The sequence below is a fragment of the Pseudomonas sp. GL93 genome, assembly GCF_003408955.1.
Lineage (GTDB): Bacteria > Pseudomonadota > Gammaproteobacteria > Pseudomonadales > Pseudomonadaceae > Aquipseudomonas > Aquipseudomonas paracarnis.
In genome coordinates this window covers 169,894-185,282 of record NZ_NKRF01000129.1, presented here as the reverse complement: position 1 = coordinate 185,282, position 15,389 = coordinate 169,894, and the positions used below count along the sequence as shown (strand labels likewise).

Annotated in this window: 15 protein-coding genes and 2 pseudogenes; 13 read left to right on the top strand and 4 right to left on the bottom strand. The window is 60.7% G+C overall.

From position 1 onward, the window contains the following. The first annotated feature begins 14 nt into the window (after positions 1–14). Together CER19_RS26510 and CER19_RS29265 are read left to right on the top strand one after the other, a co-directional pair. On the top strand, positions 15–1,607 hold the full coding sequence (locus CER19_RS26510) for an ABC transporter substrate-binding protein (RefSeq protein WP_116668547.1): 1,593 nt from the start codon (positions 15–17) through the stop codon (positions 1,605–1,607). A 29-nt stretch (positions 1,608–1,636) separates the two neighbouring features. Continuing rightward, positions 1,637–1,727, top strand: a pseudogene (locus CER19_RS29265) (outer membrane lipoprotein carrier protein LolA); the annotation flags it as partial. Positions 1,728–1,735: 8 nt separating this feature from the next. Here the strand turns inward: CER19_RS29265 and radC are convergent. After that, positions 1,736–2,410 carry a DNA repair protein RadC gene (gene radC / locus CER19_RS26500; RefSeq protein ID WP_116668546.1) on the bottom strand — a complete coding sequence of 225 codons (675 nt, stop codon included), beginning with the start codon at positions 2,408–2,410 and terminating at the stop codon, positions 1,736–1,738. A gap of 142 nt (positions 2,411–2,552) precedes the next feature. Between radC and coaBC the strand changes: the two genes are divergently transcribed. The 4 genes and pseudogenes from coaBC (at position 2,553) to argB (ending at position 6,809) form a co-directional block, all read left to right on the top strand. Then, positions 2,553–3,761 carry a bifunctional phosphopantothenoylcysteine decarboxylase/phosphopantothenate--cysteine ligase CoaBC gene (coaBC, locus tag CER19_RS26495; protein WP_003195481.1) on the top strand — a complete coding sequence of 403 codons (1,209 nt, stop codon included), beginning with the start codon at positions 2,553–2,555 and terminating at the stop codon, positions 3,759–3,761. A gap of 5 nt (positions 3,762–3,766) precedes the next feature. Next, positions 3,767–4,222 (top strand): dUTP diphosphatase, encoded by a 456-nt coding sequence (dut, locus tag CER19_RS26490; RefSeq protein WP_116668567.1) that lies wholly within the window; start codon positions 3,767–3,769, stop codon positions 4,220–4,222. Between the two features lie 254 nt (positions 4,223–4,476). Further along, positions 4,477–5,883 (top strand): annotated as a pseudogene (locus CER19_RS26480) (phosphomannomutase/phosphoglucomutase); the annotation flags it as partial. A gap of 20 nt (positions 5,884–5,903) precedes the next feature. Next, positions 5,904–6,809 carry an acetylglutamate kinase gene (argB, locus tag CER19_RS26475; protein ID WP_032894535.1) on the top strand — a complete coding sequence of 302 codons (906 nt, stop codon included), beginning with the start codon at positions 5,904–5,906 and terminating at the stop codon, positions 6,807–6,809. Positions 6,810–6,963: 154 nt separating this feature from the next. Here the strand turns inward: argB and pyrE are convergent, their stop codons facing one another. Next, entirely contained in the window at positions 6,964–7,611 is a 648-nt protein-coding gene (gene pyrE, locus CER19_RS26470) for an orotate phosphoribosyltransferase (RefSeq protein WP_017735762.1), read from the bottom strand. A gap of 82 nt (positions 7,612–7,693) precedes the next feature. On the opposite strand from pyrE, the gene CER19_RS26465 reads away from it, so the two are divergent. Continuing rightward, on the top strand, positions 7,694–8,473 hold the full coding sequence (locus CER19_RS26465) for an exodeoxyribonuclease III (RefSeq protein ID WP_003195493.1): 780 nt from the start codon (positions 7,694–7,696) through the stop codon (positions 8,471–8,473). A gap of 59 nt (positions 8,474–8,532) precedes the next feature. Here the strand turns inward: CER19_RS26465 and CER19_RS26460 are convergent, their stop codons facing one another. Beyond that, a complete protein-coding gene (locus CER19_RS26460; protein ID WP_003195495.1) occupies positions 8,533–8,901 on the bottom strand; it encodes a DUF4870 domain-containing protein in 369 nt (122 codons plus the stop codon). A 22-nt stretch (positions 8,902–8,923) separates the two neighbouring features. Beyond that, positions 8,924–9,646 carry a ribonuclease PH gene (gene rph, locus CER19_RS26455; RefSeq protein ID WP_003195497.1) on the bottom strand — a complete coding sequence of 241 codons (723 nt, stop codon included), beginning with the start codon at positions 9,644–9,646 and terminating at the stop codon, positions 8,924–8,926. A gap of 287 nt (positions 9,647–9,933) precedes the next feature. On the opposite strand from rph, the gene CER19_RS26450 reads away from it, so the two are divergent. From CER19_RS26450 to CER19_RS26425, 6 genes are all read left to right on the top strand, one after another. Beyond that, the gene (locus tag CER19_RS26450; RefSeq protein ID WP_116668544.1) at positions 9,934–10,797 is read left to right on the top strand and encodes a YicC/YloC family endoribonuclease; all 864 of its coding nucleotides are present in this window, start codon (positions 9,934–9,936) and stop codon (positions 10,795–10,797) included. Positions 10,798–10,807: 10 nt separating this feature from the next. Beyond that, on the top strand, positions 10,808–11,428 hold the full coding sequence (gene gmk, locus CER19_RS26445) for a guanylate kinase (RefSeq protein ID WP_019818119.1): 621 nt from the start codon (positions 10,808–10,810) through the stop codon (positions 11,426–11,428). Between the two features lie 167 nt (positions 11,429–11,595). Beyond that, the gene (rpoZ, locus tag CER19_RS26440) at positions 11,596–11,859 is read left to right on the top strand and encodes a DNA-directed RNA polymerase subunit omega (RefSeq protein WP_003195508.1); all 264 of its coding nucleotides are present in this window, start codon (positions 11,596–11,598) and stop codon (positions 11,857–11,859) included. 60 nt (positions 11,860–11,919) lie between these two features. Continuing rightward, a complete protein-coding gene (gene spoT, locus CER19_RS26435; RefSeq protein ID WP_003195510.1) occupies positions 11,920–14,025 on the top strand; it encodes a bifunctional GTP diphosphokinase/guanosine-3',5'-bis pyrophosphate 3'-pyrophosphohydrolase in 2,106 nt (701 codons plus the stop codon). A gap of 24 nt (positions 14,026–14,049) precedes the next feature. Then, positions 14,050–14,430, top strand: a complete 381-nt coding sequence (locus tag CER19_RS26430) for a RidA family protein (RefSeq protein ID WP_116668543.1) — start codon at positions 14,050–14,052, stop codon at positions 14,428–14,430. A 56-nt stretch (positions 14,431–14,486) separates the two neighbouring features. Next, positions 14,487–15,227 carry a hypothetical protein gene (locus CER19_RS26425; protein WP_116668542.1) on the top strand — a complete coding sequence of 247 codons (741 nt, stop codon included), beginning with the start codon at positions 14,487–14,489 and terminating at the stop codon, positions 15,225–15,227. Positions 15,228–15,389: the final 162 nt, after the last annotated feature.

Genomic DNA, 15,389 nt, shown 5'->3' with positions numbered 1-15,389 from the left:
ACAGGAAACCGAATATGCGCCTCGCTGCCCTACCGCTATTGCTTGCCCCTCTCTTTATTGCGCCGATGGCCGTTGCGGCCACCAACTTGAGCGTATGCACCGAGGCCAGCCCCGAAGGGTTCGATGTGGTGCAGTACAACTCACTGACCACCACCAATGCCTCGGCCGACGTGCTGATGAACCGTTTGGTGGAATTCGACGCGGCCAGTGGCAAGTTGGTACCGAGCCTTGCAGACAGCTGGGAAGTGTCGCCCGATGGGCTCACGTACACCTTCAAACTGCACCCCGATGTGAAATTCCATCGCACCAGCTATTTCAGCCCAAGCCGCACCCTGACCGCCGAAGACGTACGCTTCAGCTTCGAGCGCATGCTCGACCCGGCCAACCCGTGGCACAAGATCGCCCAGAGCGGCTTTCCTCACGCCCAATCCCTGCAATTGCCCACACTGGTCAAGAAAATCGACGCCCTTGACCCACTGACCGTGCGCTTCACCCTCGACCATGCCGATTCCACCTTCCTACCCGCACTGAGCATGGGCTTTGCCTCGATCTATCCGGCTGAATATGCCGATAAATTGCTCAAGGCAGGCACACCCGAAAAGCTCAACAGCCAGCCCATCGGCACCGGCCCGTTTGTGTTCGTGCGTTTTCAGAAAGATGCCGTGGTGCGTTACAAGGCCAACCCGGACTACTTCGCCGGCAAACCGGCGGTGGATAACCTGATTTTTGCCATCACCCCGGATGCCAACGTACGCCTGCAGAAGCTGCACCGCGATGAATGCCAGATCGCCCTGTCACCCAAGCCCCTGGATGTGGGCGAGGCCGAAAAGGACCCGGCACTGAAGGTGGAAAAAACTGCCGCCTTCATGACCGCATTCGTCGCCATCAACAGCCAGCACCCGCCGCTGGACAAGCCCGAAGTACGCCAGGCGATTAACCTGGCCTTTGATAAGAGCAGCTACCTCAAGGCCGTGTTCGAAGGCACCGCCGAAGCGGCCAACGGTGTCTACCCGCCGAACACCTGGAGCTATGCCAAAGAGTTGCCAGGCTACCCGCAGGACCTCGCCAAAGCCAAGGCGCTGCTGGGCCGCGCCGGGCTCAAGGACGGCTTCAAGACCACGATATGGACCCGCCCGACCGGCAGCCTGCTGAACCCCAACCCGAACCTCGGCGCCCAACTGTTGCAGGCCGACCTGGCCAAGGTTGGCATCCAGGCCGAGATTCGCGTGATCGAATGGGGCGAGTTGATCCGCCGCGCCAAGGCCGGCGAGCACGACTTGCTGTTCATGGGCTGGGCCGGGGACAACGGCGACCCGGATAACTTCCTGACGCCGCAGTTCTCCTGCGCCGCGGTGAAGTCCGGCACCAACTTTGCCCGCTATTGCGACCCCACCCTGGATAAGTTGATCAGTGCAGGCAAGACCACCAGCGAGCAAGGTGTGCGCAGCAAGCTGTATCAGCAGGCCCAGGCGCAGATCCAGCAACAGGCGCTGTGGCTGCCACTGGCGCATCCGACGGCGTTTGCCTTGACCCGCAAGAACATCGAGGGGTACCAGGTAAGCCCGTTCGGGCGCCAGGACTATTCGAAGGTCAGCCTCAAGCCCTAAGGCACACGCCCCCACCTGTAGGAGCGAGCTTGCTCGCGAAAATCGTCAACGATGACGCGGCAAGCCTGACGCCCCGCGGGGCTCTCAGGTTTTTCGCGAGCAAGCTCGCTCCTACAGAGGCTGGGTTATTACAGCCAACCGTATTCAGCCATCGACAGCGGGTCACCATCGCCCACGATGATGTGGTCCAGCACCCGCACATCCACCACGTCCAGCGCCTTTTGCAGCAGCTTGGTCAATTTTCGATCAGCCGCACTGGGCTCCGCGCTCCCCGACGGATGGTTATGACACAGGATCAACGCTGCCGCGTTGTACGCCAAGGCGCGCTTGACCACCTGTCGCGGATAGACAATCGCAGCGTCGATGGTGCCCTGGGACATGATCTCGAACCCCAGCACCCGATGCTTGGAATCCAGGAACAGGCAACCGAAGATCTCATGGGGCTCATGGCGCAGCATCGCCTTGAGGTACTCGCGCACGGCCAGCGGGCTTTCCAGCACCGAGTCAGCCCGCAAGCGCTCAGCCAGGTGGCGCCGGGACATTTCCAGCACCGCCTGCAGTTGGGCGAACTTCGCCGGCCCCAGCCCCAGATGCTGGCTGAACAGCGTCTGGCTGGCCTCCAGTAACGGGCGCAGGCCACCGAATTGCGCCAACAGATGGCGCGCCAGATCCACCGCACTTCGGCCGGCAACCCCCGTACGCAGGAAAATCGCCAACAACTCGGCATCGGACAGGCTAGCTGCGCCGCCTTCCAATAACTTCTCCCGCGGACGCTCCGCCACGGGCCAATCACGAATACTCATCCCACCTCCCTGTATCTGCTCCGCTGTTGCCCGGCGGGCGCTGTGTTATCGTAGGGCCCTCTTTTTTGCCTGCGATTTCACCTGGGGAGGGGTCATCGCAGGCGTCACTGAACTGGCATCACTGAACTGGAAAGGCAAACCAATGCAGCGTCTGTATCGGAAACGCATCGTTCTCGGCGTCGGCGGCGGCATTGCCGCCTACAAGAGCGCAGAGTTGGTTCGCAGGCTCCTGGACCAGGGCGCCGAAGTGCGCGTGGTCATGACCCGTGGCGGCAGTGAGTTCATCACCCCGCTGACCATGCAGGCCCTGTCCGGCCACCCGGTTCACCTCGACCTGCTGGACCCGGCAGCAGAAGCCGCCATGGGCCATATCGAACTGGCCAAATGGGCTGACCTGGTGCTGATCGCACCGGCCACCGCCGACCTGATCGCCCGCTTGGCCCAGGGCATTGCCGATGACCTGCTCACCACCCTGGTATTGGCCACCGACGCCACCGTCGCTATCGCACCGGCCATGAACCAGGCCATGTGGCGCGACCCGGCCACCCAGGCCAATACCCAACTCCTGCAAACCCGCGGCCTCAAGGTGTTCGGCCCGGCGTCCGGCAGCCAAGCCTGCGGCGACGTGGGCCTGGGCCGCATGCTTGAAGCCACGGACCTCGCGCAATGCGCCGCCGAGTGCTTCCAGCACCTGGCCCTGACCGGCAAGCACGTGCTGATCACCGCTGGCCCAACCCAGGAAAACATCGACCCGGTGCGCTACATCACCAACCATAGCTCAGGAAAAATGGGCTTTGCGTTGGCAGAAGCCGCGGTCGAGGCAGGCGCACGGGTCACACTGATCACAGGTCCTGTGCATCTGCCCACCCCTGATCGCGTCACGCGGATCGACGTAGTCAGCGCCCGGGACATGTTGGCGGCCTGCGAAGCCGCCATTCCCTGCGACCTGTTTATCGCCTCGGCAGCGGTTGCGGATTACCGCCCGGAGGTCGTGGCCCCGCAGAAGCTGAAGAAAGACCCTACGAGCGGCGACGGCCTGCTCCTGCAAATGGTGCGTAACCCGGACATCCTGGCCACCATCGCTACCCGTCCGGACCGTCCGTTCAGCGTCGGCTTCGCTGCCGAGACCGAGCACCTGCTGGACTACGCCGCACGCAAACTGAAAGACAAAAACCTCGACCTGATCGTTGCCAATGATGTCGCCAACCCGAGCATCGGCTTCAACAGCGAGGAAAATGCGTGCAGCGTGATCGACCGCGAACTGCACGCCACCCTTTTCGCACAGACCAGCAAGGGCAAGATTGCCCGCCAACTGATCTCTTTTATCGCCCAACGGCTGAACCAGGTTTAATGTCCATGCACGCTTTGCAAGCCAAGATCCTCGACCCACGCCTCGGCAACGAATTCCCTCTGCCGACCTACGCCACACCGGGCTCCGCCGGCCTGGACCTGCGCGCCATGCTCAAGGAGGACACCCTCCTTGAGCCGGGCCAGACCATCCTGATCCCCACTGGCCTGTCGATCTATGTCGGCGATCCTGGCTTGGCGGCGCTGATCCTGCCGCGCTCCGGCCTGGGTCACAAACATGGCATCGTGCTCGGCAACCTGGTCGGCCTGATCGACTCCGACTACCAGGGCGAGTTGATGGTGTCGTGCTGGAACCGTGGCCAGACTGCTTTCAACATCGCCGTCGGCGAGCGCATCGCCCAACTGGTACTGGTGCCGGTGGTGCAGGCGCATTTCGAATTGGTGCAGGAATTCGACGAAACCCAACGCGGCGCAGGTGGTTTTGGGCATTCCGGCAGTCACTGACTAAGCTGAACGTGGCCGGATGCAATCGTCCGGCCACGCGCCACCGCCCGGCTTTTCAGGATGAAGAATGCGCGGAAAAAATCATCGAGATTTCTCTAATGAAATCAAAGGACTACGTAAAAACAATGCTAGCGCCAAAGCGCCGATGGCATTTTTACACCACGAACTCTCTGCCGAAAACGCCGTCATACCCTTCAGTTTGAGCCTGCCGGCCAGCCACATCAGGCCTGCCTTGCCCCCTTTCAGATGGAGTTTCCCCCGCGATGAGTACCGCAGCCCGCGTAGCCCCGACCTTTCCCGACAGCATTTTTCGCGCCTATGACATCCGTGGTGTGGTCCCCAAGACCCTGACCGCCGAAACCGCCTACTGGATCGGCCGCGCCATCGGCTCCCAGAGCCTGGCCCAGGGCGAACCCAACGTATCGGTAGGCCGTGACGGCCGCTTGTCTGGCCCGGAGCTGGTCGAGCAACTGATCCAGGGCCTGGCTGACAGCGGCTGCCACGTCAGCGACGTCGGCCTGGTGCCAACCCCCGCGCTGTACTACGCCGCCAACGTACTGGCCGGCAAATCCGGGGTCATGCTCACCGGCAGCCACAACCCGTCGGACTACAACGGCTTCAAGATCGTCATCGCTGGCGACACCCTGGCCAATGAACAGATCCAGGCCCTGCACACCCGCCTGAAGACCAACGACTTGACCCGCGGCACCGGCAGCATCACCAAGGTCGATATCCTCCAGCGCTACTCCGATGAAATCACCCGTGACGTTAAGCTCGCCCGCCGCTTGAAAGTCGTGGTGGACTGCGGCAACGGCGCAGCGGGCGTGATTGCCCCGCAACTGCTCGAAGCCCTGAACTGCGAAGTAATCCCCCTGTTCTGCGAAGTGGACGGCAACTTCCCCAACCATCACCCGGATCCAGGCAAGCCGGAAAACCTGGTGGACCTGATTGCCAAGGTCAAGGAAGTAGGCGCCGACGTGGGCCTGGCCTTCGATGGCGACGGCGACCGTGTGGGCGTTGTGACCGAAACCGGTGAGATCGTGTTCCCGGACCGCCTGTTGATGCTGTTTGCCCGCGACGTGGTTGCGCGCAATGCCAACGCCGAGATCATCTTCGACGTGAAATGCACTCGTCGCCTGACGCCATTGATCAAGGAATATGGTGGTCGCCCGCTAATGTGGAAGACTGGTCACTCGTTGATCAAAAAGAAAATGAAGGAAACCGGCGCGCTGTTGGCCGGCGAAATGAGCGGCCACGTGTTCTTCAAGGAGCGCTGGTTCGGGTTTGACGATGGTATTTACAGCGCCGCTCGCCTGCTGGAGATCCTCAGCAAGGAGAAATCCACGGCCGAAGAGCTGTTTCAGACCTTCCCGAATGATATTTCTACGCCAGAGATCAATATCCATGTGACCGAGGAGAGCAAATTCAGCATCATTGACGCATTGCACGATGCGCAATGGGGTGAAGGCGCCAACCTGACCACCATTGATGGTGTGCGAGTCGATTACGCCAAAGGCTGGGGCCTGGTTCGCGCGTCCAACACCACACCGGTGCTGGTCCTGCGTTTCGAGGCGGATACCGAGGCTGAGTTGCAGCGCATCAAGGACGTGTTCCACGCCCAGTTGAAACGTGTTGCCCCTGATCTCCAATTACCGTTCTGATTTTTTGCCCGGAGCCCTGAATGACCCTCGAACGCGAAGCCGCTGCCAACACCGCCAAGGTCCTGTCCGAAGCGTTGCCTTATATTCGACGCTACGTCGGCAAGACGCTGGTGATCAAGTACGGCGGCAATGCCATGGAAAGCGATGAGCTGAAAACCGGCTTTGCCCGCGACATCGTGCTGATGAAGGCCGTAGGGATCAACCCCGTGGTCGTCCACGGCGGCGGCCCGCAAATCGGCGACCTGCTCAAGCGGTTGTCGATCGAGAGTCACTTCATCGATGGCATGCGTGTCACTGACGCGCAAACCATGGACGTGGTGGAAATGGTCCTCGGCGGCCAAGTCAACAAAGACATCGTCAACCTGATCAACCGCCACGGCGGCAGTGCCATCGGCCTGACCGGCAAGGATGCCGAGCTGATCCGTGCGAAAAAGCTCACCGTTACCCGCAAGACACCCGAGATGACCCAGCCGGAAATCATCGATATCGGCCAGGTGGGTGAAGTGGTGGGCGTGAATACCGACCTGCTCAATCTGCTGGTCAAGGGTGACTTCATCCCGGTGATCGCGCCGATCGGCGTGGGCGCCAATGGTGAGTCGTACAACATCAACGCCGACCTGGTGGCGGGCAAAGTGGCGGAAGCATTGAAGGCTGAAAAGCTGATGTTGCTGACCAACATCGCCGGCCTGATGGACAAGGAAGGCAAGGTACTGACCGGCTTGACCACCCAACAGGTGGATGACCTGATCGCCGACGGCACCATCTACGGCGGCATGCTGCCGAAAATCCGCTGCGCGCTGGAAGCGGTACAAGGCGGCGTCGGCAGCTCGCTGATCATTGATGGCCGCGTGCCGAATGCGGTACTGCTGGAAATTTTCACGGATACCGGTATGGGCACGCTGATCAGTAACCGCAAGCGTCCTTAATATACAAACGAGCCCCACCTCCTGTAGGAGCGAGCTTGCTCGCGAAGAACGTTAACGATGACGCGTTTATTCTGGATAAACGCGGCGCCTTCAAGTTTTTCGCGAGCAAGCTCGCTCCTACAGAGGGTGGGGCTTTTTGATGTGTGCCAATTATTTATTGAACGCCAAACTGCTCGCGGTACGCCTTCACCGCCGGCAAATGCTGCTTGAGCTGCGGGTCATCTTCCAGGAACTGCAACACCTGGTTCAACGACACAATGCTCACCACCGGAATGCCGAAATCGCGCTCCACTTCCTGGATCGCCGACAACTCACCGTTGCCGCGCTCCTGGCGGTTCAGGGCGATCAGCACGCCGGCAGCCTTGGCGCCGTCCTGGGAAGCGATGATCTGCATCACTTCACGGATAGCAGTACCTGCGGTGATCACGTCATCGATGATCAGCACATCGCCGGTCAATGGCGCGCCGACCAGGCTGCCGCCTTCACCATGGGCCTTGGCTTCCTTACGGTTGAAACACCACGGCAAGTCCTGCCCGTGATGCTCCGCCAGGGCGACCGCCGTCGCCGCAGCCAGGGGAATACCCTTGTAGGCCGGGCCAAAGAGTACGTCGAAGGAAATACCGCTCTCAACGATGGCTGCCGCATAGAAACGGCCCAGCTGAGCCAGGGCCGAACCTGAGTTGAACAAGCCCGCATTGAAGAAGTACGGGCTGGTGCGCCCGGACTTGAGAGTGAACTCACCGAAGCGTAAAACGCCGCGATCGATGGCAAAACGAATGAAATCGCGCTGATACGCCTGCATGAAAAAAGCCTCAGATACCACGGATTTAGCTAATTGGGTGGACGGCGTGTATCATACACGCACGCGATTTTTGGGGCCATTTATGCGGATCATCAGTGTGAACGTTAATGGTATTCAGGCTGCAGTCGAGCGTGGTTTGCTCAGTTGGCTGCAAGCACAGAATGCCGACGTCATCTGCCTGCAGGACACCCGTGCCTCCGCCTTTGAACTGGACGACCCAGCCTTCCAACTGGATGGCTACTTCCTTTATGCCTGCGATGCCGAAGTGCCCACCCAAGGTGGCGTGGCTTTGTACTCGCGGTTGCAACCCAAGGCGGTCATCAGCGGCCTCGGCTTCGAGACAGCCGACCGCTACGGGCGTTACCTGCAAGCCGATTTCGACAAGGTCAGCATCGCGACCTTGCTGCTTCCTTCCGGGCAGAACGGCGATGAAGACTTGAACCAGAAATTCAAGCTAATGGACGATTTCGCCCGTTACTTGGATAAACAGCGACGCAAACGTCGCGAGTACATTTATTGTGGCTCGCTGTACGTGGCGCAACAAAAGCTGGATATCAAGAACTGGCGCGACAGCCAGCAATCCCCAGGTTTCCTGGCGCCGGAACGCGCCTGGATGGACGAGATTGTCGGCAACATGGGCTATGTCGATGCCCTGCGCGAAGTCAGCCGCGAAGGCGACCAGTACAGCTGGTGGCCAGATAACGAACAGGCTGAGATGCTCAACCTGGGCTGGCGTTTCGACTACCAGCTGCTGACCCCAGGTCTGCGCCGGTTCGTACGCAGTGCACGCCTGCCCCGCCAGCCGCGCTTCTCGCAGCACGCGCCGCTGATCGTGGACTACGACTGGACATTGACCATCTGAGGTCGTTTTCCAGGCACAAAAAAACCGACAGTGATGTCGGTTTTTTTGTGGCCGCTCGGTTACTTGACCAGGCGCCAGGTCCACGGATACCGATAGGCAATGCCTTTGTTGGCCTTGATACCGGCGATGATCGTCAGTATCAACGCCCCGATCACCAGCACGGTCATCAGCAAGAATCCGACCACCACGAAGCCCAACAACAGGCACACCAGCCAGGCGATCGCCACGGTGATCTGGAAATTCAGCGCCTCCTTGCCCTGGTCATCGATGAGCGGGTCCATGTCCTTCTTGAACTGCCACAGGATCAACGGCCCCAGCAAGCTTCCAAAGGGAAACACCAACCCCAGGAATGCCGCAAAATGACACAACATTGCCCACTGGCGTACTTCCTTGGACGGTGCCGGAACCGGCAACTGGCTGTCATTCATGGCGTTTCTCCTTGGGGCCGGCTCAGTCAGCCAGCGCGGCGTTCTGCAATTCAAAGATTTCGGTCATGCCTTTCTGGGCCAAGGCCAGCATGGCGTTCAGCTCAGCCGGCTGGAATGGCGCGCCTTCGGCAGTGCCCTGCACTTCGATGAAACCACCGGTGCTGGTCATGACCACGTTGAGGTCGGTCTCGGCGGCCGAGTCTTCCAGGTAGTCCAGGTCCAGCACAGGCTCGCCCTGGTACATGCCAACCGACACAGCGGCGATCATCTGCTTGAGCGGGTCACCCGCCTTCAGGCCGCCACGCTTCTTGATCACTTTCAAAGCGTCAACCAGGGCCACCATGGCGCCGGTAATGGATGCCGTGCGGGTACCGCCGTCAGCCTGGATCACGTCGCAGTCGACGTAGAGCGTGACGTCACCCAGCTTGGACATATCCAGGGCGGCACGCAGGGAACGGCCGATCAGGCGCTGGATTTCCAGGGTACGCCCGCCTTGCTTGCCACGGCTGGCTTCACGCTGGTTACGCTCGCCAGTGGCACGCGGCAGCATGCCGTATTCAGCGGTCAACCAACCCTGGCCCTGGCCTTTGAGGAAGCGCGGAACGCCGTTTTCGACGCTGACAGTGCAGATGACCTTGGTATCGCCAAACTCGACCAGTACGGATCCCTCGGCGTGTTTGGTGTAGTTGCGGGTGATGCGGATCGAGCGGAGCTGATCGGCAGCGCGACCACTTGGACGTTTCATAGGGGATACCTGTACTGAGGACGAAAAACTGCCGAGCATTATAGAGCCGCAAGCCGGTTCGGGGCACTTCTAAAAAATCCGGTTACCAATGCCCGGGTTTGGGCGCCCCCCTCCCACTGCGCTACAATCCTGCGCCTCCAGACTGTAGGAGCGAGCTTGCTCGCGAAAAACGCCAACAATTACGGGGGCTTCCTGATTCAGCGCGGCGCCCTTGCGTTCTTCTCGAGCAAGCTCGCTCCTACAGGTCGGCCTGGCCAATTTCTATTTATCCAACGCGAGGTACCTCCATGGTCCACAGCATGACCGCCTTCGCCCGTGTCGAAAAAGCCGGGGCCCAAGGCACCCTCAGCTGGGAGCTGCGCTCGGTCAACAGCCGTTACCTGGAGCCGCACCTGCGCCTGCCAGAGTCATTCCGCGACCTCGAAGGTGCCGTGCGTGAAGCGCTGCGCCAGGGCATCTCCCGCGGCAAGCTGGAATGCACCCTGCGCTTTACCGAAGAAACCACCGGCAAGCCGCTGCAGGTCGACCGCGACCGCGCCGCCCAACTGGTGGCCGCAGCCGAAACCATCGCTGGGCTGATCAAGCAGCCGGCCGCATTGAACCCTCTGGAAGTATTGGCCTGGCCTGGCGTGCTGGTGGCCGACGCGGCTGACCCACAGGCCCTGAATGCCGAAGCCCTCGCCCTGTTCAACCAGGGCCTGAAGGAACTCAAGGCCGGCCGTGAGCGCGAAGGCGCCGAACTGGCGCGCCTGATCAGCGAGCGGCTGACGTCGATCGAAGCCGACGTAGTGACCCTGCGTGAGCTGGTACCACAGATGCTCGCCACCCAGCGCCAGAAGGTCCTCGACCGTTTCACCGACATGAAGGCCGACCTCGACCCGACGCGCCTGGAACAGGAAATGGTCCTGCTCGCGCAGAAGAGCGACGTGGCCGAAGAACTCGACCGCCTGAGTACCCATATCCTTGAAGTGCGCCGCGTGCTCAAGTCCGGCGGTGCCGCCGGTCGGCGCCTGGACTTCCTGATGCAGGAACTCAACCGCGAAGCCAATACACTGGGCTCCAAGGCGTTCGACCCGCGCAGCACCACGGCGGCGGTCAACCTCAAAGTGTTGATCGAGCAAATGCGCGAACAAGTACAGAATATTGAGTAAGGCAACCTCCATGACCCACAGCACCGGCACCCTTTACATCATTTCCGCCCCTTCGGGCGCGGGCAAGAGCAGCTTGGTCAAGGCCTTGACCGACGCCGACGAGCAGATCCGCATTTCGGTCTCGCACACCACCCGCGCCATGCGCCCGGGCGAAGTGGACGGCGTGCACTATCACTTCGTCGAGCGTACCGAGTTCGTCAAGATGATCGAACACGGGGACTTCCTGGAGCGCGCCGAAGTGTTCGGCAACCTCTACGGCACCTCGCAGAGCCACCTGCAGCAGACCCTGGACGAAGGCCACGACCTGATCCTGGAAATCGACTGGCAGGGCGCCGAGCAAGTGCGCCAGCTGATGCCCAAGGCGCGCTCCATCTTCATCCTGCCGCCATCGCTCCAGGCCCTGCACCAACGCCTGACCAACCGCGGCCAGGACAGCGATGAGATCATCGAGGGCCGTATGCGTGAGGCCGTCAGCGAGATGAGCCACTACGTCGACTACGACTACCTGATCATCAATGACGACTTTACCCACGCCCTGGATGATTTGAAGGCGATTTTCCGCGCCAACCAACTGCAGCAAAAGCGCCAACAGCAGCGTTTCGGCAAATTACTCGCCGAATTGCTCGGCTGATTGCCTCTTCCCAAAACAGCTGCAAGGGCCTTACATTGGCACTTGTAGCGGTTTTGCGAAGGCCTGCGAAAAATCAGCGCTTCCCTAAACGCTGGTGATTTTTTAAACTGCTTAGTCCGCTCGCCCAACCGGGCAGCGCGCATCTTGCATTCGCTCCGAGGAATACCATGGCCCGCGTAACCGTTGAAGACTGCCTAGAACACGTGGATAACCGCTTTGAGCTGGTCATGCTCTCTACCAAGCGTGCCCGTCAACTGGCCACTGGCGGCAAAGAGCCCCTGGTCCAGTGGGAAAACGACAAGCCTACCGTTGTAGCCCTGCGTGAAATCGCTGAAGGCCTGATGAGCTACGAGTTCATCGCCAACGCCGAAATCGTTGAAGACGAACCGCTGTTTGCAGCGTTCGAAGGCGAGTCCAACGAGGACGTCTAAGCCTATGCCTGGTCGACGTAGCACGGCGCGGGGTCACAGCCATCGGCAGGAGTTCACACTTTGCCGAGCATAGACGCCCTCGCCGATCGCTTATCGGCCTACCTCGGCGCAGACCAGGTCAACCTGGTTCGCCGAGCGTATTTCTACGCCGAACAAGCCCACGACGGCCAGCGCCGCCGTAGCGGTGAGGCGTATGTCACCCATCCTCTTGCGGTGGCCAATATTCTTGCCGACATGCACATGGACCATCAGAGCCTGATGGCCGCGATGCTGCATGACGTGATCGAAGACACCGGCATTGCCAAGGAAGCGCTCAGTGCGCAATTTGGCGAAACCGTGGCCGAACTGGTCGACGGGGTCAGCAAACTGACCCAGATGAACTTCGAGACCAAGGCCGAAGCCCAGGCGGAAAACTTCCAGAAGATGGCCATGGCCATGGCCCGAGACATTCGGGTGATCCTGGTCAAGCTGGCCGACCGGCTGCACAACATGCGCACGCTGGAAGTGCTGTCCGGCGAAAAGCGCCGACGCATCGCCAAGGAAACCCTGGAAATCTATGCCCCCATCGCCAACCGGCTGGGCATGCACGCCATTCGTATCGAATTCGAAGACCTGGGCTTTAAAGCCATGCACCCCATGCGTTCGGCGCGCATCTACCAGGCGGTCAAGCGCGCACGGGGCAACCGCAAGGAAATCGTCAACAAGATCGAAGAGTCCCTGAGCCATTGCCTGGCGATCGACGAGATCGAGGGCGAGGTCAGCGGCCGGCAGAAGCACATCTACGGCATCTACAAGAAGATGCGCGGCAAGCGCCGGGCCTTCAACGAGATCATGGACGTCTATGCGTTCCGGATCATCGTCGACAAAGTCGATACCTGCTACCGCGTACTAGGCGCTGTACATAATTTGTACAAGCCCCTGCCGGGCCGCTTCAAGGACTACATCGCAATTCCCAAGGCCAACGGCTACCAGTCGCTGCATACCACCCTGTTTGGCATGCACGGCGTGCCGATCGAGATCCAGATCCGCACCCGCGAAATGGAAGAGATGGCCAACAACGGCATCGCCGCCCATTGGCTGTACAAATCCAGCGGCGACGAGCAGCCCAAAGGCACCCATGCCCGCGCGCGCCAATGGGTCAAGGGCGTGCTGGAAATGCAGCAACGTGCCGGCAACTCCCTGGAATTCATCGAAAGCGTGAAGATCGACCTGTTCCCGGACGAGGTCTACGTGTTCACGCCCAAAGGCCGGATCATGGAGCTGCCCAAAGGCTCAACGGCGGTCGACTTTGCCTACGCGGTGCACACCGATGTCGGCAACAGCTGCATCGCCTGTCGGATCAACCGGCGCCTGGCCCCGCTGTCGGAGCCGCTGCAAAGCGGTTCCACGGTGGAGATCGTCAGTGCACCGGGCGCTCGCCCGAACCCGGCCTGGCTCAACTTTGTGGTCACCGGCAAGGCACGTACGCATATTCGCCACGCGCTGAAATTGCAGCGCCGCTCCGAGTCCATCAGCCTGGGCGAACGCCTGCTGAACAAGGTACTCAACGGCTTCGACAGCGCCCTGGACAAGATCCCGCAAGAGCGCGTGCAAGCGATGCTCCACGAGTACCGCCAGGAAACCATCGAAGACCTGTTGGAAGACATCGGCCTGGGCAACCGCATGGCCTACGTGGTTGCGCGCCGCCTGCTGGGCGAAGGCGAACAGCTGCCGAGCCCGGAAGGCCCGCTGGCGATTCGCGGCACCGAGGGTCTGGTGCTCAGCTACGCCAAATGTTGCACGCCGATCCCGGGCGACCCGATTGTCGGCCACTTGTCCGCAGGCAAAGGCATGGTGGTGCACCTGGACAACTGCCGCAACATCACCGAAATCCGCCACAACCCGGAAAAATGCATCCAGCTCTCGTGGGCCAAGGATGTCACCGGCGAATTCAACGTCGAGCTGCGGGTGGAGCTGGAACATCAGCGCGGCCTGATCGCCCTGTTGGCCAGCAGCGTCAACGCCGCCGACGGCAATATCGAGAAAATCAGCATGGACGAACGCGATGGTCGCATCAGCGTGGTCCAACTGGTGGTCAGCGTGCACGACCGCGTGCACCTGGCCCGCGTGATCAAAAAGTTGCGCGCCTTGACCGGTGTGATCCGCATCACCCGCATGCGTGCATAACCGATCCATTACAAGGAGTCATTCATGACCAAGACAGTTATCACCAGCGATAAAGCTCCAGCCGCCATCGGCACTTATTCCCAGGCGATCAAGGCGGGCAATACCGTCTACATGTCCGGCCAGATCCCACTGGACCCAAAGACCATGGAATTGGTTGAAGGCTTCGAAGCCCAGACCGTACAGGTCTTTGAAAACCTCAAGTCCGTGGCTGAAGCTGCCGGTGGTTCGTTCAAGGACATCGTCAAGCTGAACATCTTCCTCACCGACCTCAGCCACTTCGCCAAGGTCAACGAGCTCATGGGCAAGTACTTCGAGCAACCTTACCCAGCCCGCGCCGCCATCGGCGTTGCCGCCCTGCCAAAGGGTGCACAGGTTGAGATGGACGCCATTCTGGTCATCGAGTAAAACACCCGGCGCAGCCCCAACAGGCTGCGCCGACTTCGTTTCAGAAGGATTTCGTAATGCGCAAAGCGCTTGTAGCCTCCTCGTTGCTCGCCCTGTTGCTCGGCGGCTGTGCCAGCAACCCCGCCGACCTGGATGTGAGCGGTACCTGGATCAACCAGGCCGCCATCGACGCGGCGGCCAAGGGCGGCCCTTTGCGTGAAGCCCTGCAGTCCTATGGGCCCAACCTTGAGTGGGAGGTCAACACCAAGGCCTTGCAGGCGCGCTACTACAACGGTTTTGAAGTGGCGGAAGGCAAGTTGTTGGCTGAAAAGCCCGGCGCGTGGAACGTGGATTTCTATGGCAGCTCTGCCACCGAGCTTAAGCGCAAAGGCAAGCAACTGCTGCAAGTGGCCAACGACAACGAGCCCGAGCAGCTGTTTGCCCGCGCCAAAGACCCGGCCCCAGAAGGCGCGCCACTGGGCGCCAACTTCGAACGCGCGTTGTACGCGGCCTATATGGGCGGCGACTGGAAGATCAGCGACGGCACCGGCAGCGGTGCCACGGTGCAATTCCAGGCAGACGGCAAGGTCGCCGGCCTGCCGGGGGTTGATCGCTATTCACTCTGCCTGGCAGGCGATTGCGCTTCCATGAGCGGCGGCTATGACAGCATCTGGCTGCAACTGAACGGCCAGGGCAACCCTTGGATCTTCGCGCGCAAAGGTGAGCAACTGGAGATCTTCCAGGCGATCAATACCGCGCAGGCCGATGAAGTGCCCCAGTTCACGCCTGGCCCTCGCCAATGGTTGCTTGAAAAGTAATAACAGCCTCACCCAAATCCAAATGTGGGAGCTGGCTTGCTGTGGCGAGCAAGCCTGCTTGCGCCGGGGGGCGAAGCGCCCCCAAACAACCGGAGACTGCTGCGCAGTCAGCGGGAGCAAGCTCCCTCGCCACAGCAAGCCAGCTCCCACATTTTTTGCCGC